The sequence below is a fragment of the Inquilinus sp. 2KB_23 genome, from assembly GCF_052115705.1.
GTDB classification, from domain to species: Bacteria; Pseudomonadota; Alphaproteobacteria; order DSM-16000; family Inquilinaceae; genus Inquilinus; species Inquilinus ginsengisoli_A.
This window is the reverse complement of the sequence record NZ_JBFRHF010000022.1, coordinates 54,089-75,820: the sequence shown is the minus strand read 5'-3', so window position 1 is coordinate 75,820 and position 21,732 is coordinate 54,089. Positions and strand designations below refer to the sequence as shown.

Here is a 21,732-nt window from a genome sequence, read left to right as displayed (position 1 = left end):
GGTCGCGTCCCGATCTCTCTGATGGCGCCATGCGCGGCCGGGCGCAAGAGGCGGCCGCCCATCGGGCAGGCAGGCACCGGCAGAAAATGACTATCGCATACCCAATTCGCCTCAGGACGCATCACGGCCCGCCCGAATCCTGAGCATCCCCATATTCCAGTGCGATTTTGACCCGGAACCGGCCATTCGGCAAATCTCCGCTCGCCTCAAAAAGACTATTGCATACCGAAATCATTTTTGACTACCGTCTGGTCAGGCCGAGACGTCGACCATCCCGCAGCGGCATCGCCGAACGACGCGGATGGGGCGCCGGGGCCTGGGACAGGCTTGGGAGACTCGGGACGCATGACACTGCTCCTGGAACTGAGCGGCATTGCCAAATCCTATGGCGGCGCGGCGGCGCTGGCCGATCTGTCGCTGGCGGTCGGCGCCGGCGAATACATCTCCATCCTCGGCCCCAGCGGCTCGGGCAAATCCACCATGCTGCGGGTGATCGCCGGCTTCGAGACGCCGGATGCCGGCGACGTGCGGCTGGACGGCCGCTCGATCCTGGCGATGCCGGCGCATGAGCGCGGCATCGGCTTCGTGTTCCAGGGCTTCGCCCTGTTCCCGCATATGAGCGTCGCCGACAATGTCGGCTTCGGCCTGCGCAATCGCAGCCGCAGCCCGGTGACCGACGAGGCCGAGATCCGGCGCCGGGTCGCGGAGGCGCTGGAGCTGCTCGGCCTGACCGGCCTCGGCGCCCGCGCCGTCAGCCAGGTCTCGGGCGGGCAGAAGCAGCGCGTCGCCCTGGCCCGCACCCTTGTGGCCGACCCCAAGATCGTGCTGCTGGACGAACCGCTCGGCGCACTCGACGCCAATCTGCGCGAGCGCATGATGATCGAGCTGAAGCGCATCCAGTCCCAGCTCGGCGGAACCTTCCTGCATGTCACCGGCAACGAGCAGGAGGCGCTGGCGATGGGCGGCCGGGTCGCCGTGCTGGACCAGGGCCGGATCGCCCAGATCAGCCCGCCGCAGACCCTGTACAACCAACCCGGCTCGGTCCGGGTCGCGCGCTTCCTCAACTGCTACAACATCTTCCAGGGCATTGTCGGCGACGGCGCCTTCCGCTTCACCGATGCCGCCCTGCCCCTGCCCGGCGCGGCCGCCACGGGGGCCGCCGCCTATTGCATCCGGGCCGACAAGGTCACGGTCGCGGAGGGCGAGGCGCCGGCCGGGCCGGGCGAGACCGGCATCGCCGGCCGCTTCATTGCCGGCGAGTATTCCGGCGCCCGGGTGACCTACCTGTTCGACGTCGCCGGCAGCCGGCCGGTCGAGGTCGAATACCATCTCAGCCACCGCCGGCCGAGGAGCTTCGAGGCCGGGCGCCGCTACGCGCTGCGCTGGCCGGCGGCCGACGCCCTCGTGTTCCCGGGCTGAGGGGGCGCGCGATGACGATCGAAGCGGAGATGACCATGACCAAGGCGGCGCCGGCCCGGACCGCCCGGGGCCGCACCGGATGGCGGGTCGCGGCCCTGCTGGCGGCCCCCGGCGCCCTGTGGATGACGGCCTTCCTCGTGATCCCGATCGCGATGATGGTCTATGTCAGCTTCTGGACCCAGAAGACCTTCACCATCGAGCCGGTGCTGACCCTGCAGAACTGGGCCAGCTTCTTCGGCACCTCGACCTATCTGTCGGCGCTGTGGACCACGGTCCGGATCTGGCTGATCGTGCTGGCGACCACGCTGGCGCTGGGCTATCCGGTCGCGCTCTACATCGGCCTGTTCGTGCGCAACAAGACCGTCCAGACCATCCTGCTGGTGGTCTGCGTGGTGCCGTTCTGGACCTCGTTCCTGATCCGCATCCTGGCCTGGCGGCCGATGCTGGGCACCGAGGGCGCGGTCAACATCCTGCTGATGAAGCTGGGGGTGATCGCGGAGCCGATCGGCGGCCTCCTGTTCACCGAGCTCAGCGTCGTCATCGGCATGACCCAGATCTATGTCGTGTTCATGGTCGGGCCGATCGCCTTCATGCTGTCGCGCATCGAGCCGAGCCTGATCGAGGCCGCGCGGGACCTGGGCGCCGGCACCGGCCGCATCTTCCGCACCGTGATCCTGCCCTTGAGCCTGCCCGGCGTGATCGTCGGCGCGATCTTCGTCTCGGTCATGGTGCTGGGCGAGTTCGCCACCGCGGCCGCCCTGTCCGGCCGCAAGGTCAACATGCTCGGCAACATCATCGTCACCCAGGTCGGGTCGCTGAAATGGGCCTTCGCCGCGGTGGTCGGGGTGATCCTGACGGTGGTGATGGGCGTGGTGATCGCAGGCCTGCTGCGCCTGGTCGACCTGCGGAAGGAGCTCTAGGCCATGCAGGGGCAGCCGCTTCTCCGCATCGCGCTGATGGCGTTCACGGCGCTGTTCATCGTCTTCCTCTACGGCCCGCTGGCGGTGCTGGCGACGCTGAGCTTCCAGTCCGGGCCCGAGGGCGGGCCGCAATTCCCGATCATCGAATGGTCGACCTACTGGTACCAGCACCTGTTCGGCTGGGCGCCGCCGTCGCGGGTGGCGCCGCTGCAGCTCGGCAACGCCCTGGTCCGCTCGCTCTCCCTCGCCTTCATGACCATGGTCGCGGCGACCGTGCTGGGCACCCTGTCGGCCCAGGCCTTCCGCTCACGCTTCCGCGGGTCGGGCGTGGTGTTCTACCTGATCGTGCTGGGCATGATGGTGCCGGGCGTGCTGGTCGGGCTGGGCGTGGCGCTGGTCGCCAACAGCCTGGGCATCCCGCGCACCTGGTGGGGCACGTCCTTCGTCACCCATGTGGTCTACACCTTCCCCTTCGCCTTCCTGGTGATGCTGGCGATCTTCAACCGCTTCGACCGGTCGATCGAGGAGGCGTCCTGGAGCCTCGGCGTCAGCCCGATCCGCACCTTCCGCAAGATCACCTTCCCGCTGATCTTCCCGGGCGTGCTGAGCGCGATGCTGTTCGCCTTCACCCTGAGCTACGACGAGTTCCCGCGCACCCTGTTCACGGCGGGCGGCGACCAGACCCTGCCGCTGACGATCTACGGCACCTTCTCGGTCGAGATCCATCCCAACATCTTCGCCTTCGGGGTGCTGACCACGCTGTTCTCCTTCGCCCTGCTCGCCGTCTACGGGATCCTGATGGCGCTGTCGGTCCGCCGGGCCAAGCGCGTCGCGATCCAGGAGGATCTGCGATGACGGCGCTGGCCGACCACATCGCCGTCGTCACCGGCGCCGCCAGCGGCATCGGCAAGGCGATCGCGGAGCGGCTGGCGGCCGCGGGCGCCGCGGTGCTGGTCAACGACCTGCATGCCGACCGGGCCGAAGCCGTCGCGGCCACGCTGCGCGCCGCCGGTGGGCGGGCCGAAGCGGTTGGCGCCGACGTCTCGGACGCCGACGCGGTGGAGCGGATCTTCGCCGCCGCCCGCGAGGCGTTCGGCGACTGCACCCTGCTGGTCAACAATGCCGGCCATGTCCACCAGTCGCCCTTCGAAGCGCTTGATGTGGCCGACTGGGACCGGATGATCGCGGTGCATCTGCGCGGCACCTTCCTGTGCTGCCGCGCCGCGATCCCGGCGATGCTGGCGGCCGGCGACGGCGCCATCGTCAACATCGCCTCGCAGCTCGGCCAGATCGGCGGCGTCGACCTGGTCCATTACAGCGCCGCCAAGGCCGGGATCATTGGCCTGACCAAGGCGCTGGCGCGCGAGGTCAGCGGCCGCGGCGTGCGGGTCAACGCGGTGGCGCCGGGGCCGATCGAGACCGAGCTGGTCCGCGCCCTGTCTGAGGAGTGGCGCGCGGCGAAGCGGGCGCAGCTGCCGCTCGGCCGCTTCGGCGCGCCGGAGGATGTGGCCGAGACCGTGGCCTTCCTCGCCTCCCCCGCCGCCCGGATCTATGTCGGCCAGACGCTGGGACCCAATTCCGGCGACGTGATGCTGTAGGAGGCCAGGAGAGATCATGACCCGCAAGGTTGCCCTGATCACCGGGGCCGGCATCGGCATCGGGCGCGCCACGGCGCTGGCCTTCGCCGCCGCCGGCCACCACGTGGTCGTCACCGACATCCTCGAGGCCGAGGGCCGCGCCACCGCCAAGGCGATCGGCGACGCCGGCGGCAGCGGTGAGTTCCTGGCCCTCGACGTTACCGACACCGACCGGGTCAACGCCGTGGTCGCCGATGTCGAGGCCCGCCACGGCGCGCTGGAGGCGCTGGTCGCCAATGCCGGCATCGCCCATCGGGTGCCGCTGTCGCAGATGACCGATGCCAAATGGGACCAGACCTTCGACATCGACCTGAAGGGCATCTTCCGCGTGGTCCGCGCCGCCCTGCCCGGCATGCGCACCCGCGGCCAGGGGTCGATCGTCGCCTTGTCCTCGATCATGGGCGTGGCCTATGGCTGGGACGAGCACGTGCACTATTCCGCCGCCAAATCCGGTGTGGTCGGGCTGGTCCGCGGCCTGGCGGTGGAGCTGGCGCGCAGCGGCATCCGGGTCAACGGCATCGCCCCCGGCTACATCCGCACCGCCCAGGCCCTGTCGCGCGAGCATTCGCTGGGCCCCGACGGGCTGGAGAAGGCGGCGTCCTTCATCCCCATGGGCCGGGTCGGCGAGCCGGACGACATCGCCGACGTGGCGCTGTTCCTGGCCTCGCCGGCGGCCCGCTACATCACCGGCCAGACCATCGTCGTCGACGGCGGGCTCCTGGTCGGACGCTACTGAACACGACGTGTTGACGGCCCCGCAGAAGGGCCGGCTTCGGGTGGTTTCATCAGAACGGGAGAGCATCACATGGCACAGATCCCCGCATTGAGCCGCAGGCAGGTCCTGCAAGGCACGGTCGGCGCCGCGGCGCTGGCGATGGGCGGCGGCACGCCGTTCCTGAACTCACGCCACGCCTATGCCCAGGCCGCTGCCCTGGCGAAGGAGCAGCTGCGCACCATCGGCCTGTCGGTCACGGTGCAGGACCGCATCCTGGCCGATTTCAAGACCGCCTCCGGCGTCGGCAGCACCCAGGGCACGGCGGCGACCTTCCCCGACGCCCAGACCAAGATCCTGTCCGGCGCCACCGACTACGACTGTTGGGAGGTGATCGGCGAGCGGCTGCCGTCGGTGGTGCAGACCAACAACGTCACCGCCATCCCAGCCTCGGGCCTGAAGAACTGGGCCAATATCCGCGACACCTTCACCAAGCCGGACCCGAAATGGGCCCGCGGCGCCCAGATCGTCGGCCAGATCTGGAAGGACGAGGCGCAGACCGAGCTGTGGATGGTGCCGGCGGTCTACAACTACGATTCGATCGGCTACAACCCGTCGGTGCTGTCCGACGAAGAAGCCAACACCTGGACCGCGATCTTCGACCCGAAGTTCAAGGGCCGGTCCGGCCTGAACACCGATCCGCTGATCGCGCTGGGCCAGGCCATCATGGCGATGAACACGCTGGGGCTGTCGCAGGTCGTCAACCCCGGCAACCCGAGCCAGGCCGAGATCGACGAGGCCATGAAGTTCCTGGTGTCCAAGAAGAAGGACGGCCAGTTCCGCGCGCTGTGGGGCGATTTCGGCGAGCTGGTCAACCTGATGGCCTCGGGCGAGATGGTGGTGTGCGACGCCTGGCAGCCGGCGGTGATGGCGGTGAAGGCGCAGGGCAAGCCCTGCCGCTACGCCGTGCCGAAGGAAGGCTACCGCGCCTGGGCGATCGGCGTGTCGCTGATCGCCAGCTCGCCCAACCAGGCGGCGGTGACGGCCTATGCCGACTACTGGCTGTCCGGCCCGCCGGCGATCGCGGTGTCCGAGCAGGGCTACTACTCGCCCACCACCAACATCAAATCGGTGATGGCGCCGGAGAAGTACGGCTTCTGGTACGAGGGCAAGCCCTGGGTCGGCGCCCCCGACCGCGGCATCAAGGAGGGCGACCTGCGCGATGGCGGGTCGCTTGAGACCCGGGCCGGCCATGTCGCCTATTGGCACCAGTGGCCGGACCAGTACGACTACGTCATCCAGAAATGGGACGAGTTCCTGAGCGCCTGATCCGACAGCAGACCGAGGGGACGCAAGGTGACCTACGATCTCGAACTGGTTCGCGTCGGCAAGACCTATGCGGACGGCACGCCGGCCGTGATCGACTTCGACCTGCGCGCGACGAAGGGGGAATTCATCTCCTTCGTCGGCCCCTCCGGTTGCGGCAAGACCACGACGCTGCGGATGATCGCCGGCTTCGAGGGCATCAGCGCCGGCGACGTGCTGGTGCGCGGGCGGCGGATCAACGACCTGCCGCCCGAGCGGCGCCCGACCTCGACCATCTTCCAGAACTTCGCCCTGTTCCCGCACATGACCGTGCGCGACAACATCGAATACGGTCTCAGGGTGAAGGGGCTGCCGGCGGCGGAGCGCCGGGCCAAGGCCGACCGCATGATGCAGGTGCTGGACCTGGCCGACATCGCCGAGCGCCGCAGCGCCGGCCTGTCCGGCGGCCAGCGCCAGCGCACCGCCCTGGCCCGCGGCCTGGTGGTCGAGCCCGACATCCTGCTGCTGGACGAGCCGCTGGGCGCGCTGGACGCCAATCTGCGCAAGTCGATCCAGGCCGAATTGAAGCTGCTCCAACGGAACATCGGCATCACCTTCGTCTTCGTCACCCATGCCCAGTCCGAGGCGCTGGCGCTGTCGGACCGCATCGTGGTGATGAACCGCGGCCGGGTGGAGCAGATCAGCCCGCCCGAGGAGCTGTACCGGCGGCCGCAGACCGAATTCGTCGCCCGCTTCATCGGCCGCAACACCGTGCTGCCGGGGCGGCTGGAGGCGCGGGACGGCGCCGTGGCCCGGGTCGGGACCGGCTTCGGCCCGCTGCACGGCACCCTGAACGACCCGACGCTCGCGGTCGGCGACGCCGCCGCGGTGGTGGTGCCGTCCGAGGCGATCGACGTGGCCGGCGCCGGCGATGCCGCCGCCCTGGCCGGGCACGGCGACACCCTGCCCGGCCGGCTGATCGGCCAGGCCGTCACCGGCCACGCGCTGCACCTGACCATCGGTCTCGCCGACGGGCGCGAGATCGGGGTCGAGAGCCATGTCGACAAATACGCCGCCGGCTGGTCCAGCGCCGAGGTCGTGCTCGGCTGGCGACCCGCCGAGGCGACGGTGATCCGGGCCGCCGCGTGACGGCGCAGCCCAGCAAGAGGAGGAGACCCTGATGGCGAAAGAGATCCTGTGCGGCTTCGGCGTGGACGTCGACGCCGTGGCCGGCTGGCTCGGCTCCTATGGCGGCGAGGATTCGCCGGACGACATCTCGCGCGGCCTGTTCGCCGGCGAGGTCGGCAGCCCGCGCCTGCTGAAGCTGTTCGAGCGCTTCGGCATCAAGACCACCTGGTTCATCCCCGGCCATTCGATCGAGACCTTCCCGGAGCAGATGGCGGCGGTGGCCGCGGCCGGGCACGAGATCGGCATCCATGGCTACAGCCATGAGAACCCGATCGCCATGACCCCGGCGCAGGAGGAGGAGGTCCTCGACAAGTGCATCGAGCTGGTGACCCAGCTGTCCGGCCGCCGGCCGACCGGCTATGTCGCGCCGTGGTGGGAGTTCAGCCCGGTCAGCAACGAGCTGCTGCTGAAGAAGGGCATCAAGTACGACCACTCGCTGATGCACAAGGATTTCGAGCCCTACTACGTCCGCGTCGGCGACAAATGGACCAAGATCGACTTCGCCAAGAAGCCGAGCGACTGGATGGTGCCGCTGCAGCGCGGCGTCGAGACCGACCTGATCGAGATCCCGGCCAGCTGGTACCTCGACGACCTGCCGCCGATGATGTTCATCAAGAAGTCGCCGAACAGCCACGGCTTCGTGAACCCGCGGCAGATCGAGGAGATGTGGCGCGACCAGTTCGACTGGGTCTACCGCGAATACGATTACGCCGTGTTCCCGATCACCATCCACCCCGACGTCGCCGGCCGGCCCCAGGTGCTGATGATGCTGGAGCGGCTGTACGCCCACATGATCAAGCACCCCGGCGTGCGCTTCGTCACCATGGACGAGATGGCCGATGATTTCGCGCGGCGGAACCCGCGGAAGAAGTGACCCTGAGACGCCTTCTCCCATACTGTCATTGCCCGGCTTGACCGGGCAATCCAGGGGCCACCAAGAGCCGCTCTGGCCGCCCCTGGATGCCACGGTCAAGCCGTGGCATGACAGTTGGGTTGGCCTTGCCGTCGATTGAGAAGGAAGGGTTCACCATGTGCGGCGTCTGCGGCGTGTTGGGCGGCGAGGAGCATTGGACGGCGGAATCGGCGCGGCCCGAGGTGTTCGGCGCCGCCCGCACCCGGCGGGCCGAGCGGCTGCACCGCGCCGCCGCGGCCAACCGCATCCTCGGTCTGTACGGGCTCCGCCTCGACGACTGGCAGGGCAGCGCCTTCGTGCTGAGCGGCGCCACCGGCCGGCGCGAGATCGTCGACGCCCTGCCGGCGGTGTGGGCGGCCGCGGCGCAGATGCTGGGCCGGCCGATCGACCCGCTCGACCCTGCCCTCCTGGCCCGGATCGCCGCGAGGGATCCGCGATGACCGGGCCCATTCCCGTCAACGTCCTGACCGGCTTCCTCGGCAGCGGCAAGACCACGCTGTTGCGCCACATCCTGAACGACCCGGCCTTCGCCGGCTGCGCCGTGCTGATCAACGAGTTCGGCGAGGTCGGGCTGGACCACCACCTGCTGCAGATGGTGGACGAGGACGTGGTGCTGATGCAGAGCGGCTGCATCTGCTGCACCATCCGCGGCGACCTCGGCCGCGCCATCCGCGGCCTGTACGACCGGCGCGAGGCCGGCGCCATCCCCGCCTTCGGCCGGCTGATCGTCGAGACCACCGGCCTGGCCGACCCGATCCCTGTGCTGGCGACGGTCATGAGCGAGCCGGTGATCCGGCATCATTTCCGGCTGGGCAACGTCATCGCCACGGTCGATGCCGTGAACGGGGCGATGCAGCTGGACCGCCAGCCGGAAGCCGCGAAGCAGGCGGCGGTGGCCGACCGCATCCTGCTGACCAAGACCGACCTGGCGGCGCCGCAGGCGGTGGCGGCGCTGGAGGCGCGGCTGACCGCCCTGAACCCGGCGGCGCCGCTGTGGCGGTCGGCGAACGCCCCGCCGGCGGCAGAGATCCTGATCGGCAGCGACGCCTTCGACCCGGCGACCAAACCGGCCGAAATTCGCCGCTGGTTCGACCTGGCGCGCTGGACCGGCAGCGCCGCCTGGCACCGCCATGAGCATGACGTCAACCGCCACGACCGCGACATCGCCGCCTTCGTGCTGGCGGTCGAGGACCGGGTCGACTGGACCGTGTTCGGCATCTGGCTGACGCTGCTGCTGCACAGCCGCGGCGATGACGTGCTGCGGGTGAAGGGCCTGCTGAACGTGGCCGGCGTCGCCACCCCGGTGGTGGTCCAATGCGCCCAGCACATCGTGCATGCGCCGTCGCATCTCGACGCCTGGCCGGACGGGGACCGGCGGTCGCGGCTGGTGTTCATCACCCGCGGCATCTCGAGGGCCGAGATCGAACAGTCCTTCGCCGCCTTCCAGGCCGCCTTCGCCACGGTCGCGCCGGTCCTGGCGTGACCGCGTGACCGGCAACGGCAGCCGCTGCGCCGCGCTGGTCAGGCGCCAGCAAATCCGCTTCTATACCGGTTTCGCCCGAGGGAAAGACCATGGCCGCGGACGCAGCCGACACCGTTCTGAGCACGCCGGCGGTCCACACCGAGGGCCGGCCGCATCTGCGCGTCCTGGGCACCGAGATCACCCTGCTGGACAGCATCCGCGAGCGGGCCGAGGCCGATCTCGGCATCACCATCCGCTATGAGACCCTCGACTTCCTCGGGGCCCAGCAGAAGGCGGCGACCCAGCCCGGCGCCTTCGACATCTACGACCAGTGCTTCCACAACCTCGACATCGTCTGGTTCTGGAAGGCGATCCAACCGATCGACACCGCCCGCATCCAGCATTGGGGCGAGGTCAACGACCTGACCAAGACCGGGCGGCTGGGCGCCGACGCCATGATCGGCCATGGCGACGCGCCGGTGAAGAAGCTGTACGTCCAGCCCGACCGGTCGCTGGGCCCCCAGCCGTCGCGCCACATCAGCATGCTGCCGGCGGTGCACAACGTCGACGCCTTCGCCTATGACCCGACGGTGGTGCCGCCCGGCCTGCCCTACGAGACCGAGAGCTGGGGCTGGCTGCTGGACGAGCGCTGGCACGGCCGGGTCGCTTTGGTCGACGAGCCGGCGATCGGCGTGTTCGACGCGGCGCTGGCGGCGCAGGCCCGCGGCGAGGCCAGCTTCGCCGACATCGGCAACATGACGCTGCCGGAGATCGACCGGCTGATCGACCTGCTGATCGCGCGCAAGCAGCAGGGCCATTTCTGCGGCTTCTGGCAGACCATGGCCGACGCCAAGCGCCTGATGGTGGACCACCGGGCGGCGATCCAGAGCAGCTGGGCGCCGGCCGCGGTCGCCCTGGCCGGCCTGGGCGTGCCGGTGCGCGAGGCGGCGCCGCGCGAGGGCTATCGCGCCTGGCATGGCGGCCTGTGCATCGCCGCCCCGCTGTCCGGCCGGGCGCTTGATGTGGCCTATGCCTATCTGAACTGGTGGCTGGCCGGCTGGCCCGGGGCGGTGATGGCCCGGCAGGGCTATTACATGTCGATCCCCAAGCGGGTGCGCCCGTTCCTGGACCCGGCGGAATGGGACTACTGGTACGAGGGCAAGCCGGCGGCCAAGGATCTGGAGGGCACCGACGGGCGGGTGGCGGTGAAGGCTGGCGCCGTGCGCTCCGGCGGCTCCTACTGGCGGCGCGCCAGCCGCATCGCGGTGTGGAACACCGTGATGGACGAGCACAACTACCTCGCCCGCCGCTGGTCGGAGCTGACGGCCGGGTGAGACGGGGCTCCGCCCTGCTCAAGGAGCGGCGGCAGCGATCGGGGTGCGGAACGCCAGGCCGAGATGGTCGCGGAAGGCGCGCACCGCCGGGCTGGCCACCAGGTCGCGCTTCCAGGCCAGGCCGGCATCCATGGTCGGCACCTCCTCCGCCAGCGCCCGCTTGTCGATGCGCTGCCCGTCCAGCGACCACGGCCGGTAGACCATGTCGGACAGGATGGTCACCCCCATCCCGGCCGCGACCATGGACCGGACCGCCTCGACCGACGAGGTCTGGAAGATCACATTGGGCTGGTGCGGCGTGCGGTCCCAGTAGCGCCGGGCGGTGAAGGCCGCCTCGTCGACCGTCAGCATGATGTAGGGCTCGCGCGCCACATCGGCCAGCGACACCCGCTCGGCCTTCTGCAGGGGATGGTCGACCGGCAGCCACAGGCGGCGGGCGGAGCGGAACAGGGTCTCGCAGCGCAGCTGGTCGGTGTTCTCGAGGTTGGAGGTCAGCATCACTGCGAGGTCGAGCTCGTCGCGCACCAGCCCGTCCTCGATCGCGGTGCGGTGGGTCTCGCGCAGCTCGACCGTCACTCCGGGATAGGCGCGGCGGAACCGGGCGAGGTAGGGCGGCAGGAAATAGCCGGCGATGGTGTAGGAGACGCCGACGCGCACCCGCCCCTCGACCGTCGGCGCCTCGCCCGAAACCCGCATCGCCTCGGCCACCGCGGCGGCGATGGCCCGGGCCTGGGGCAGGAAGCGCGCGCCCTCCAGGGTCAGCGACACGCCGCTGGCGTGGCGGACCAGCAGCCGGGTGCCGAGCAGCTCCTCCAGCTGCTTGATCGCCGCCGTCACCGCGGATTGCGAGACGTTGAGCTCGACCGCCGCGTGGCTGACCTGGCCCAGCTCCGCCGCGGCGATGAAGTAGCGCACCTGGCGAAACGAGAAGCCCATGCCATCCCCCGCGGCCCGACGCCGACCGATATCTGAAAATCAGATATCGGTCAGAAGAAGATACTATTTCACAGGGCCGCCGCGCCGGGCAATGCTGGTGGCCACAACCGGTCCAGGCGTTCCCAATGACGGGCCCCCGAGGCTCGCGGCCGGCCGGATCCAGACAGAGAGGCCTCCATGCGCGATCCGCGCCCGGGCACCGCCGTGCCCTGCCCGCCCCCTGCCCCGCGCCCCACCCCCTGACCCAGGCGAGGACCGACCCGGCATGACCGAGATCAACTGCGACATGGGCGAGGGCTTCGGCCTGTACCGCATGGGCGACGACGACGCGCTGATGCCGCTGATCTCGGTCGCCAATGTCGCCTGCGGCTTCCACGCCTCCGACTTCAACCACATGCGCCACACGGTGCAGCTGGCCGGCCGGCACGGCGTCAGGGTCGGCGCCCATCCGTCGCTGCCCGACCTGCAGGGCTTCGGCCGGCGCGAGATGAAGATCGGCCGCGAGGAGCTGGCCAACTGCATCATCTACCAGATCGGTGCGCTGAAGGGCTTCCTGGAGGCCGAGGGCATGCGGCTGAACCACATCAAGCCGCATGGCGCCCTGTACGGCATGGCGGCGCAGCAGGAGCATGTGGCGCATGCCATCTGCGACGCGGCCGACGTGTTCCGGGTGCCGCTGCTGGGCATGGTCGGGACGCTGCACGAGACGGTGTACCAGAGCCGCGGCCACCGCCTGGTCTCCGAATTCTATGCCGACCTCGACTATGGCGACGACGGCTACCTGGTGATCGTGCGGTCGCGCGGCATCGTCGACCCCCAGCGTGCGGCGGACCGGTCGCTGCGCGCCCTGGCCGAAGGCAAGGTGACCTCGCAGGGCGGGCTGGACATCGCGGTGAAGCCGGAATCGATCTGCATCCATTCCGACACGCCGAACGCGGTCGAGGTGGCGCGCGCGGTGCGCGACGCCATCGGCCCGTATCTGCGCGCGGCGTGAGGCGCCGCCAGCCATGAACAACCGGCCATGAACAAGCTCCTGATCGCCAATCGCGGCGAGATCGCCTGCCGCATCATCCGCGCCGCCCGGGCGCTGGGGCTGGCGACCGTCGCGGTCCATTCCGACGCCGACGCCGGCGCGATGCACACCGCCCTGGCCTACGAGGCGGTGCGCATCGGACCGTCCAAGCCGGCCGAGAGCTACCTCAAGATCGACGCCCTCCTGGCCGCGGCGCGCGCCACCGGCGCCGATGCCGTCCATCCCGGCTACGGCTTCCTGGCCGAGAACGAGGGCTTCGCACGGGCCGTGGTGGAGGCCGGGCTGACCTGGGTCGGGCCGACGCCGGAGTCGATCGAGGCGATGGGCGACAAGGCCCGCGCCCGCGCCCTGGCCGAGGCCGCCGGCGTGCCGGTGCTGCCCGGCAGCCGGCGCTTCCCCGAGGGCGACCTGGAGGGCATCGAAGCGGCCGGCGACGCGGTCGGCTTCCCGCTGCTGGTCAAGGCCTCGGGCGGCGGCGGCGGCATCGGCATGCGCGTGGTCGACGCCCAGGCCGATCTGCGCCGCGTCGCGGAATCCACCCAGGGCATGGCGGCGCGCAGCTTCGGCGACGGCGCGGTGTTCCTGGAGCGCTATGTCCGCAACGCCCGGCATGTCGAGGTCCAAATCTTCGGCTTCGGCGACGGCCGCGCCGTGCATCTGTTCGAGCGCGAATGCTCGATCCAGCGCCGGTTCCAGAAGATCGTCGAGGAGAGCCCCTCGCCCGGCATCTCCGCCGCCACCCGCACCCGGATGACGGCGGCGGCGGTGGCCCTGGCCGAGGCGGTGCGCTATCGCGGCGCCGGCACCATCGAATTCGTGGTCGATGACGACAGCCAGGGCTTCTTCTTCCTGGAGATGAACACCCGGATCCAGGTCGAACACCCCGTCACCGAGGCGGTGACCGGCCTGGACCTGGTGGGGCTGCAGCTGCGCCTGGCCGCCGGCGAGGCCCTGGCGCTGCGCCAGGAGGACATCCGCCAATCCGGCCACGCCATCGAATGCCGGCTCTATGCCGAGAACCCGGCCAGGATGTTCCTGCCCCAGCCCGGCACGCTGAAAAGGCTGGTGCTGCCAGAGGGCATGGAGGGCATCCGGGTCGACACCGGCGTGCGCCAGGGCGATGCGGTGACGCCGTTCTACGACCCGATGATCGCGAAGATCATCGCCCATGGCGCGGACCGCGACGCCGCCATCGCCCGGATGCTGGCGGCGCTGGCGCGGGTTGAGGTCGAGGGGCTGGTGGCCAACGCGCCGTTCCTGGCGCGCACCATCGGCCACCCCGCCTTCCGCGCGGGACGCACCACCACCAGCTTCGTCGACACCCACAAGGCTGAATTGATCGGCTGATGCGAGAACCGGCAGGGAGACAGGGATGATCTACGACAGACCACAGTTCCGGCCGGGCGGCGACCGCTACCTGCTGATCGAGTTCGGCAACGAGATGAATCTCGAGCTGAACTTCATGGCCCAGGGCCTGGCCACCGCCATCGCCGAGCAGAAGACCAAGGGGGTGATCGAGACCGCGCCCTGCTTCGCCTCGATGCTGATCCATTACGAGCCGGACGAGATCTCCTACGCCGACCTGTCGCGCGAGCTGGAGCGGCTGATCGCCGCCCTGGGCCCGTCCGACGACATCGAGCTGGAAAGCAGGATCTTCTACTTCCCGACCGTCTATCTCGACCCCTGGACCCGGGAGTGCGTGCAAGACTACATCGCCAAGATCGCGCCGAAGCAGACCGACCCCGAATTCGTGGCCGAGCTGAACGGGCTGTCGGACGTGGAGCAGTTCGTCCGGGTGCATTCCGGCACCGAATACTGGGTGGCGGCGCTGGGCTTCTGGCCCGGCCTGCCCTTCATGATGGCGCTGGACCCGCGCTGCAAGCTGACCGCGCCGAAATACAACCCGCCGCGGACCTGGACGCCGAAGGGCACGGTCGGGATGGGCGGCGCCTCGACCGCGATCTACCCGGAGCATTTGCCCGGCGGCTACCAGATCTTCGGCCGCATCCCGGTGCCGATCTGGGATCCGGAGAAACGCTTCGACGTGTTCGAGCACTCGATCTGCCTGTTCCGCCCCGGCGACCGGGTGAAGTTCGTGCCCTGCTCGGTCGAGGAGTTCGAAGAGGCCGAGCGCCGGGTCGCCGACGGCAGCTACGTCTACAACGTGGTCGAGTACCAGAAATTCTCCGTCCGCCAGTACAAGCGCTGGGTCGGGGCGCTCGACCTCACCCGCCGGTTCTGAGGAGGCCCGCATGCTCGAAGTGATCAAGCCGGGGCTCGAGACCTCGGTGCAGGACTGGCCGGGCCGCATCGGCTTCTGGAACCAGGGCTTCCCGCCCTCGGGCCCGATGGATTCCTGGTCGTTCCGCCTGGCCAATGTGCTGGTCGGCAACGACCCCGGCGCCGCAGGGCTGGAGTGCCAGTTCCTGGGCCCGACCCTGAAGTTCCAGCGCGACGGCGTGGTCGCGGTGACCGGTGCCGAGATGCAGGCCACGCTGGACGGCGCGCCGTTCCCGCTGTGGCAGTCGGTGGCGGTCAAGGCCGGCCAGACGCTGGCGATGGCCTTCGCCCGCACCGGCGCCCGCGGCTACATCGCCGTCGCCGGCGGCATCAGCACGGAGCCCTGGCTGGGCGCCCGCGCCACCTTCCACAAGGCCGGCGTCGGCGGCATGGGCGGCCGGGCGCTGAAGGAGGGCCAGGTGGTGCCGGTGGCCGAGGCCGCGGGGAAGCCGGGCCGCCGGGTGAAGGAATCGGCACGGCCGGCCTTCGCCGTCGGCAAGCGCTGGACCATCGAGGTGGTGGCCGGGCCGAACGACGACTGGATCGACACCGCCGGGCACGAGCGCTTCCTGTCCGCCGACTGGAAGCTGTCCTCGAAATCCGACCGCACCGGCTTCCGCCTGGACGGGCCGGAGTGGAGCTTCGCCGCCAAGGCGACGGACAAGGCGCCGGAACACGGGTCGCTGCCGTCCAACATCATCGACCAGGGCTATCCCCTCGGTGCCATCAACCTGGCCGGGCAGACGCCGATCATCCTGGTCAGCGACGGCCCGTCGATGGGCGGCTTCATCAACCCCTACACGGTGCCGCAGGCGGTGTTCTGGAAGCTGGGCCAGTCCCGGCCCGGCGAGATCTACAATTTCAAGGCGGTCTCGGTCGACGAGACCCAGGCCATGGCACGCCGGCTGCGCGACCTGTGCACGGAGACGTCGATCGAGGCCGGGTGACGGCGACTAGGAATTCAACCTTCAGTGTCATGCCACGGCTCGACCGTGGCATCCAGGGGCGGCCAGAGCGGCTCTCGACGGCCCCTGGATTGCCCGGTCAAGCCGGGCAATGACAGGTAAGGGTGGGAACAGGGCGGGCCGGGGACGACCGGACCATCGCCATCAGCAGGGAAGCAGGACCATGGCGACCGAAGTGAAGACCCAGACCGCCGGCAACATGTGGAAGGTGCTGGTCAAGCCCGGCGATACGGTGACGGCCGGCGACACCCTGTTCATCATGGAGGTGATGAAGATGGAGGTGCCGCACGAGGCACCGGTCGCCGGCACCGTCGCTGCGGTCCATGTCGCCGAGGGCGCCGAGGGGCTGGATGCCGACCAGACCGTGGTCGTGATCGACTGACCGGAACCGCGGAGCCGGGACGGAGCTGTCGCTCCACCCCTGGACCAGGCCGTTAGCGCCGCTTCCCGACCACGTCGTCGATCGCGTTGGCCAGACCGGACGCCATATGGGTCAGGGCGAGCCGCGCCGTCTCCACCGTGCCGGCGGACGACCGCAGGTCATAGGCCGGCGGGCTTTGCCGGGTGACGAAGCCGCCGAGGATCTGGCCGGTCTGGGAATCCGTGAACTTGCCCGCGACGGTCACGGCGCCGACGAAGGCGGCCGGCATGTCCCCGACAGATTTGATGGCGGTGATCCCCAGCCCGATCGGCGTGATCCTGGTCAGCGACAGGATCGGCCGGGTCTTGGAGATCCCGGCGAGGGTGAGCTGCAGGGTGACGATGCCCGGCCCGGGGCGCGAGACCACGTTGCGGTTGCGCGACAGCGCGCGTCCGACATCCTGCGTCAGGGCGAGGCCGAGCAGCTGCTGGTCCTGGGGCGAGACCTCGCCGAAATCGGCATCCGCACCACGATAGACATCGGCGGCCGGGATGTAGACGCCGTGATACTTCGAGAGGTCGAGCTTCGGCGACCGGTAGACGAGGGTGTTGTCGCCGAGGTTGCCGGCGGCGGTGCTGCCCTCGGTCGGCGCGGCGAGCGGCATTTCCCCGGACAGGCCGGCGGTTGTTTGCGGCTTGTTCGAGCCGCAGGCGGCCAGGGCGATCGCCGCGGCCACCACTGGTATCTGCAACAGTTTCATCTTGGTTCTCCTGGTTCGGATCGGATGGTCTGCGATCAGTGGCTTCCGCCCGGCGCATCGGTCGCGGGGGCCGCATGCGGCGCCTTCGCGCCTTTGCGTTCCGACAGCCGCTGCAGCACGGTGAAGAAGGACGGCACGAACAGCACCGCGAGGCAGGTCGAGGCCAGCATGCCGCTGACCACGGCGATGCCGATCGAGATGCGGGAATTGGCCCCTGCCCCGGTGGCGAAGACCAGCGGCAGGACGCCGAGGATGAAGGCGAAGGACGTCATCAGGATCGGCCGGAACCTGGCCCGCGCCGCCTCCACCGCCGCGTCGGCGATGTCCACGCCCTCGGCCCGCTTCTCCCGCGCCACCTCGACGATCAGGATGGCGTTCTTGGCCGCCAGCGAGATCAGCAGGATGACGCCGATCTGGGTGTACAGGTTGTTGGCGACGCCGAGCAGGTTTAGCGCCGCGACCGTGCCAAGCAGGGCCAGCGGCACCGCCAGGATGACCGACAGGGGCTGGGTCCAGCTTTCGTACTGGCCGGCCAGCACGAAGTAGACCAGGACCAGGGCCAGACCGAAGATCAGGTAGATCTGGTTGCCGACGATCCTTTCCTGGTAGGACATCGCGGTCCAGTCCGAGCCGTAGCCGGGCGGCAGGGTCTGCGCCGCGATCTGGTCCATCAGCCCCATCGCCTGGCCCGAGCTGAAGCCCGGCGCCGGACCGCCCGCGAGGGTGACCGACGGGTAGAGGTTGTACAGGCTGATCAGCGGCGGCCCCTGCACCGTCTGCACGGTCAGGAGGCTGCCCAGCGGCACCATCTGCCCGTCCGGGGTCCGGAGCTTCAGCTTCAGGATGTCGTCGGGGACCAGCCGGTGCTGCGCCTCGGCCTGGGCGTAGACCTGGAAGACGTTGTTGAACTTGTTGAACTGGGTGACGTAGGTCGAGCCGAGATAGGCCTCGAGCGTCGAGAACACCTGGCCGACGGTCACCCCCAGCGTCTCGGCCTTGATCCGGTCCACCGCCAGGAACAGCTGCGGCGTGCCGGCGCTGAAGGTGGTGTTCACGCGCTGCAGCGCCGACTGCGTCGCCGCCTTGGCCACCACCTCGCGCGCGGTGCCCTGCAGCTGGGCGAAGTCGGCGCTGCCGTCCTTGACCAGCAGCTGCATGGTGAAGCCGCCGGAATTGCCGATGCCCTGGATCGGCGGCGGCACCAGCACGAAGGCCGCCCCGTCCTGCAGGTCGGCCAGCGATGCCGTCAGCTTGCGGTAGATCGCCGGCAGGCTTTCGTCGCGGCCGCGCTCCGACCAGTCCTTGAAGATCACATAGGCCATGCCGGCGTTGAACAGCGTGGCGTTGTTGTCAAGCACCGAGATGCCGCTGACGCCGACGACATTGGCGACGCCGGGGGTGGCCAGCGCGATCCTCGTCACCTCCGCCACGGCGCGGTCGGTGCGCTGCAGCGATGCGCCCTCGGGCAGCTGCACGCTGATGATGGCGTAGCCCTGGTCCTCGATCGGCAGGAACGCCGTCGGCACCCGCGACATGCCCCAGACCGCCAGGCCGATCAGCCCGAAGGCCACCAGCACCATCAGGGTGCTGTGGCCGACCATGCGCCGGACCAGCCGTTCATACCAATGCTCCAGCGCGCCGTAGCCCCGGTTGAAGCCGCGATAGATCAGGTTGCGCTGCTCCGGCGGGGTCGGCGGCTTCAGCCACAGCGCGCATTGCGTCGGCTTCAGCGTGGCGGCGTTGATCGCGCTGATGATGGCGGTGGCGGCGATCACCAGGGCGAATTGCTGGTACATCTGGCCGGTCAGCCCAGGCAGGAAGGCGGCCGGCACGAACACCGACATCAGCACCAGGGTAATGCCGATGATCGGGCCGAACAGCTCGCCCATCGCCTTCACCGCGGCCTCCCGGCCGCTCAGCCCCGCCTCCATGTGGCGCGACACGCCCTCGACGATGACGATGGCGTCGTCGACAACGATGCCGATGGCCAGCACGATGGCGAAGAGGGTCGCGGTGTTGACGCTGAAGCCGAGCATCGCCATCGCCGCGAAGGCACCGATGATGGTGACCGGCACCGTGGTCGCCGGCACCAGCATGGCGCGCCAATCCTGCAGGAACAGCAGGATGACGACCAGCACCAGGACCGCCGCCTCGATCAGGGTCTTGTAGACCTCGTCGATCGAGGCGCTGACGAATTTGGTGGTGTCGAACGGGATGTCGTAGGTCAGGCCCTGGGGGAACGCCTTGGCCAGCTCCGCCATCTTCGTCCGCACCTCCCCCGCCACCGCCAGGGCGTTGGCGTCCGGCAGCTGGAAGATGCCGATGGCGGCCGTGGGATGCCCGTTCAGGGTCGCGGTGTGGCTGTAGCTCTGCGACCCCAGCTCGACCCGCCCGATGTCGCGGACCCGGACCAGGCGGCCGCCGTTCTGGTTGTCGGCCTTGACCACGATCGTCTCGAAATCGGCGGCGGCGTCCAGCCGGCCGGCGACGTTCACGGTGTACTGGAAGTTCTGGCCGTCCGGGGCCGGGGGCATCCCGACCATGCCGGCCGTGACCTCCTGGCTCTCCTGCTGGATGGCGCCGACGACGTCGGCCGGCACCAGGCCGTAGGCCTGCAGCTTGTCCGGGTCCATCCACACCCGCATGGCGTAGGGGCCGGCGCCGAACACGGTGACGTTGCCGATCCCGGGCAGCCGGGCCAGCTCCTTCTCCAGGTTGATCACGGCGTAGTTCGACAGGAACAGCCCGTCATACCGGTCGTCGGCGGAGGACAGCGTGATGAACTGCAGCACCGCGGTCGACTTCTTCTGGACGTTGACGCCCTGCACCTGCACCGCCTGCGGCAGGGACGACAGCGCGATCGCGACCCGGTTCTGCACCAGCACCTGGGCCAGGTCGGGGTCGGTGCCGATGTCGAAGGTGACGGTCAGGGTGTAGGTGCCGTCGCTGGCGCTGGTCGACTGCATGTAGATCATGCCTTCGACGCCGTTGACCTGCTGTTCGACCGGCAGGGCGACCGTGTCCATGATCGTCCGGGCGCTGGCGCCGGGATAGACCGTGGTCACCTGCACCGTCGGCGGCACGACGTTGGGGTATTGCGAGATCGGCAGGCGCAGCAACGATATCGCCCCGATCAGCACGATGACCAGGGCCAGCACGTTGGAGAGAACCGGCCGCTCGATGAAGAAGCGCGAGAACATGGGACCCCTCTGGGGACTGGAGGTGACGCGCGACGGCGGCTAAGGCTTGGCGGCGGCAGGCTGGCTGGCCATGGCGGCCCTGTCGGGGGCGACCTTGCTGCCGGGGATGGCCTTCTGGATCCCCCCGATCACCACCCAGTCGTCCGGCCCGATGCCGTCGCGGACCACGCGCAACGCCCCGTCGGCCGGCCCGAGGGTGACGCGGCGCTGCTCGACCACATCGTCCTTGCCGAGGACCAGGAGGTAGCTGCCGAGCTGGCTGGTGCCGATCGCCGTGTCGTCGACCAGCAGCCCGGCCTGCTTCGGGCCGACCGGGACGCGCACCCGGGTGAACAGGCCCGGCAGCAGCGCCAGATCCTTGTTCTCGAACAGGCCGCGCACCGTCAGGGTGCCGGTCCTGGGGTCGATCTGCGGGGCGATGTAGTCGATCGTGCCCCGGTGCGGGTAGCCGGTTTCGGTCTGCAGCCCGATCTCGACCGGCACCTCGTGCAGATCCGACACCTTGCGGCCCTGGGCCGCGAGACCCTGCTTCACCTGCAGCACCTGCTGCTCGCTGACGGTGAAGGTGACGTGGGTCGGGTCGGTCTGGACGAGGCTGGCCAGCTTGGTCGGGCCGCCATAGCCGACCAGGGCGCCGACATCGGCGAGATGCGCGGTGACGACGCCGTCGAACGGCGCCGTGATCTCGGTGTAGCCCAGGGTGATGGTGGCGAGGTCGACATTGGCCTGCGCCTGCATCACCGCGGCCGTCTTCTGGTCGAGAAGGGTCTTGGCGTCCTCGACATGGGCCTCGGAGGCGAACTGGTTCTTCCCCAGCGACGCCTGGCGATTGTATTCGGACTGGGCGTTCGCCTGCCCGGCCTGCTGCAGGATCAGCTCCGCCTTGGCCTGCTGCAGCTGCGCCTCATAGGTGTCGCGCTGGATCCGGAACAGCGTGGTGCCCTGCTTCACCAGCGCGCCGTCCTGGTAGTCGATGGCGACGAGGTCGCCCTGCACCCGGGCCTCGAGATCGACGGCGTTGAAGGCCTCGGTCGAACCGGTCAGCTCGAGATAGGCGGTGACCGGCTGCTGCACCGGCTGCGCCACCGTCACCTTGGGCGGCGGCGGCGGCACATAGGCGTTCTGCTCGTTGCAGGCGGCCAGGCCGGCGCCCAACCCGCCGAACAGCACCAGCCGCGCCGTCCATCCCCCCGGACCGCCGATCGTTCGGGACCACATCGTTGCCATGGCTCCACCCTCTGCAGCGTCCGGCCTGCCGGCCCTGCCGCCTGTCTTCAAGATCGCTTGTCGTGCTCCGGGAGCGGCGC

The 21,732-nt window shown here is 69.6% G+C and carries 20 protein-coding genes; 16 read left to right on the top strand and 4 right to left on the bottom strand.

All coding sequences use genetic code 11. The annotated features are described in order from the left end of the window. Positions 1-345: 345 nt before the first annotated feature. From AB4112_RS25285 to AB4112_RS25235, 11 genes are all read left to right on the top strand, one after another. Positions 346-1,419 carry an ABC transporter ATP-binding protein gene (locus AB4112_RS25285; RefSeq protein WP_309799525.1) on the top strand — a complete coding sequence of 358 codons (1,074 nt, stop codon included), beginning with the start codon at positions 346-348 and terminating at the stop codon, positions 1,417-1,419. 11 nt (positions 1,420-1,430) lie between these two features. After that, entirely contained in the window at positions 1,431-2,339 is a 909-nt protein-coding gene (locus AB4112_RS25280) for an ABC transporter permease (protein WP_309799523.1), read from the top strand. Between the two features lie 3 nt (positions 2,340-2,342). Beyond that, entirely contained in the window at positions 2,343-3,194 is an 852-nt protein-coding gene (locus AB4112_RS25275) for an ABC transporter permease (RefSeq protein WP_441723703.1), read from the top strand. Continuing rightward, on the top strand, positions 3,191-3,937 hold the full coding sequence (locus AB4112_RS25270; RefSeq protein ID WP_441723701.1) for an SDR family NAD(P)-dependent oxidoreductase: 747 nt from the start codon (positions 3,191-3,193) through the stop codon (positions 3,935-3,937). Before AB4112_RS25275 ends, AB4112_RS25270 begins: the two co-directional genes overlap by 4 nt. 16 nt (positions 3,938-3,953) lie before the next feature. After that, positions 3,954-4,712, top strand: a complete 759-nt coding sequence (locus AB4112_RS25265) for an SDR family NAD(P)-dependent oxidoreductase (protein ID WP_441723699.1) — start codon at positions 3,954-3,956, stop codon at positions 4,710-4,712. 69 nt (positions 4,713-4,781) lie between these two features. After that, positions 4,782-6,017 carry an ABC transporter substrate-binding protein gene (locus AB4112_RS25260; protein ID WP_441723697.1) on the top strand — a complete coding sequence of 412 codons (1,236 nt, stop codon included), beginning with the start codon at positions 4,782-4,784 and terminating at the stop codon, positions 6,015-6,017. A gap of 27 nt (positions 6,018-6,044) precedes the next feature. Further along, positions 6,045-7,142, top strand: a complete 1,098-nt coding sequence (locus tag AB4112_RS25255; protein WP_309799513.1) for an ABC transporter ATP-binding protein — start codon at positions 6,045-6,047, stop codon at positions 7,140-7,142. Between the two features lie 31 nt (positions 7,143-7,173). Continuing rightward, on the top strand, positions 7,174-8,055 hold the full coding sequence (locus tag AB4112_RS25250) for a polysaccharide deacetylase family protein (protein WP_309799511.1): 882 nt from the start codon (positions 7,174-7,176) through the stop codon (positions 8,053-8,055). A gap of 155 nt (positions 8,056-8,210) precedes the next feature. Next, complete coding sequence (locus tag AB4112_RS25245; protein ID WP_441723694.1) at positions 8,211-8,534, top strand: hypothetical protein; 324 nt, start codon at positions 8,211-8,213, stop codon at positions 8,532-8,534. Then, entirely contained in the window at positions 8,531-9,577 is a 1,047-nt protein-coding gene (locus AB4112_RS25240; protein ID WP_441723692.1) for a CobW family GTP-binding protein, read from the top strand. Before AB4112_RS25245 ends, AB4112_RS25240 begins: the two co-directional genes overlap by 4 nt. Before the next feature lie 89 nt (positions 9,578-9,666). Beyond that, on the top strand, positions 9,667-10,890 hold the full coding sequence (locus AB4112_RS25235) for an ABC transporter substrate-binding protein (protein ID WP_441723690.1): 1,224 nt from the start codon (positions 9,667-9,669) through the stop codon (positions 10,888-10,890). A gap of 18 nt (positions 10,891-10,908) precedes the next feature. Here the strand turns inward: AB4112_RS25235 and AB4112_RS25230 are convergent, their stop codons facing one another. Further along, the gene (locus AB4112_RS25230) at positions 10,909-11,826 is read right to left on the bottom strand and encodes a LysR family transcriptional regulator (protein WP_441723688.1); all 918 of its coding nucleotides are present in this window, start codon (positions 11,824-11,826) and stop codon (positions 10,909-10,911) included. Between the two features lie 265 nt (positions 11,827-12,091). Here AB4112_RS25230 and AB4112_RS25225 point away from each other — a divergent pair, with 265 nt between their 5' ends. From AB4112_RS25225 to AB4112_RS25205, 5 genes are all read left to right on the top strand, one after another. Continuing rightward, positions 12,092-12,820 (top strand): LamB/YcsF family protein, encoded by a 729-nt coding sequence (locus AB4112_RS25225; protein ID WP_441723686.1) that lies wholly within the window; start codon positions 12,092-12,094, stop codon positions 12,818-12,820. A 27-nt stretch (positions 12,821-12,847) separates the two neighbouring features. Continuing rightward, on the top strand, positions 12,848-14,206 hold the full coding sequence (locus tag AB4112_RS25220; protein ID WP_441723684.1) for an acetyl-CoA carboxylase biotin carboxylase subunit: 1,359 nt from the start codon (positions 12,848-12,850) through the stop codon (positions 14,204-14,206). A 25-nt stretch (positions 14,207-14,231) separates the two neighbouring features. Then, the gene (locus tag AB4112_RS25215) at positions 14,232-15,101 is read left to right on the top strand and encodes a 5-oxoprolinase subunit B family protein (RefSeq protein WP_441723682.1); all 870 of its coding nucleotides are present in this window, start codon (positions 14,232-14,234) and stop codon (positions 15,099-15,101) included. Positions 15,102-15,111: 10 nt separating this feature from the next. Further along, on the top strand, positions 15,112-16,086 hold the full coding sequence (locus AB4112_RS25210; RefSeq protein WP_441723680.1) for a biotin-dependent carboxyltransferase family protein: 975 nt from the start codon (positions 15,112-15,114) through the stop codon (positions 16,084-16,086). 109 nt (positions 16,087-16,195) lie between these two features. Then, the gene (locus tag AB4112_RS25205) at positions 16,196-16,486 is read left to right on the top strand and encodes an acetyl-CoA carboxylase biotin carboxyl carrier protein subunit (RefSeq protein WP_441723678.1); all 291 of its coding nucleotides are present in this window, start codon (positions 16,196-16,198) and stop codon (positions 16,484-16,486) included. A 52-nt stretch (positions 16,487-16,538) separates the two neighbouring features. Here the strand turns inward: AB4112_RS25205 and AB4112_RS25200 are convergent, their stop codons facing one another. The 3 genes from AB4112_RS25200 to AB4112_RS25190 are packed head-to-tail and all read right to left on the bottom strand — an operon-like array spanning position 16,539 to position 21,643. Further along, positions 16,539-17,225, bottom strand: a complete 687-nt coding sequence (locus AB4112_RS25200) for a DUF3313 domain-containing protein (RefSeq protein WP_441723676.1) — start codon at positions 17,223-17,225, stop codon at positions 16,539-16,541. A 35-nt stretch (positions 17,226-17,260) separates the two neighbouring features. After that, positions 17,261-20,425, bottom strand: coding sequence for an efflux RND transporter permease subunit (locus AB4112_RS25195; protein ID WP_441723674.1), 3,165 nt, complete (start codon positions 20,423-20,425; stop codon positions 17,261-17,263). A 39-nt stretch (positions 20,426-20,464) separates the two neighbouring features. Then, positions 20,465-21,643 carry an efflux RND transporter periplasmic adaptor subunit gene (locus AB4112_RS25190; protein ID WP_441723672.1) on the bottom strand — a complete coding sequence of 393 codons (1,179 nt, stop codon included), beginning with the start codon at positions 21,641-21,643 and terminating at the stop codon, positions 20,465-20,467. Between the last annotated feature and the right edge of the window lie 89 nt (positions 21,644-21,732).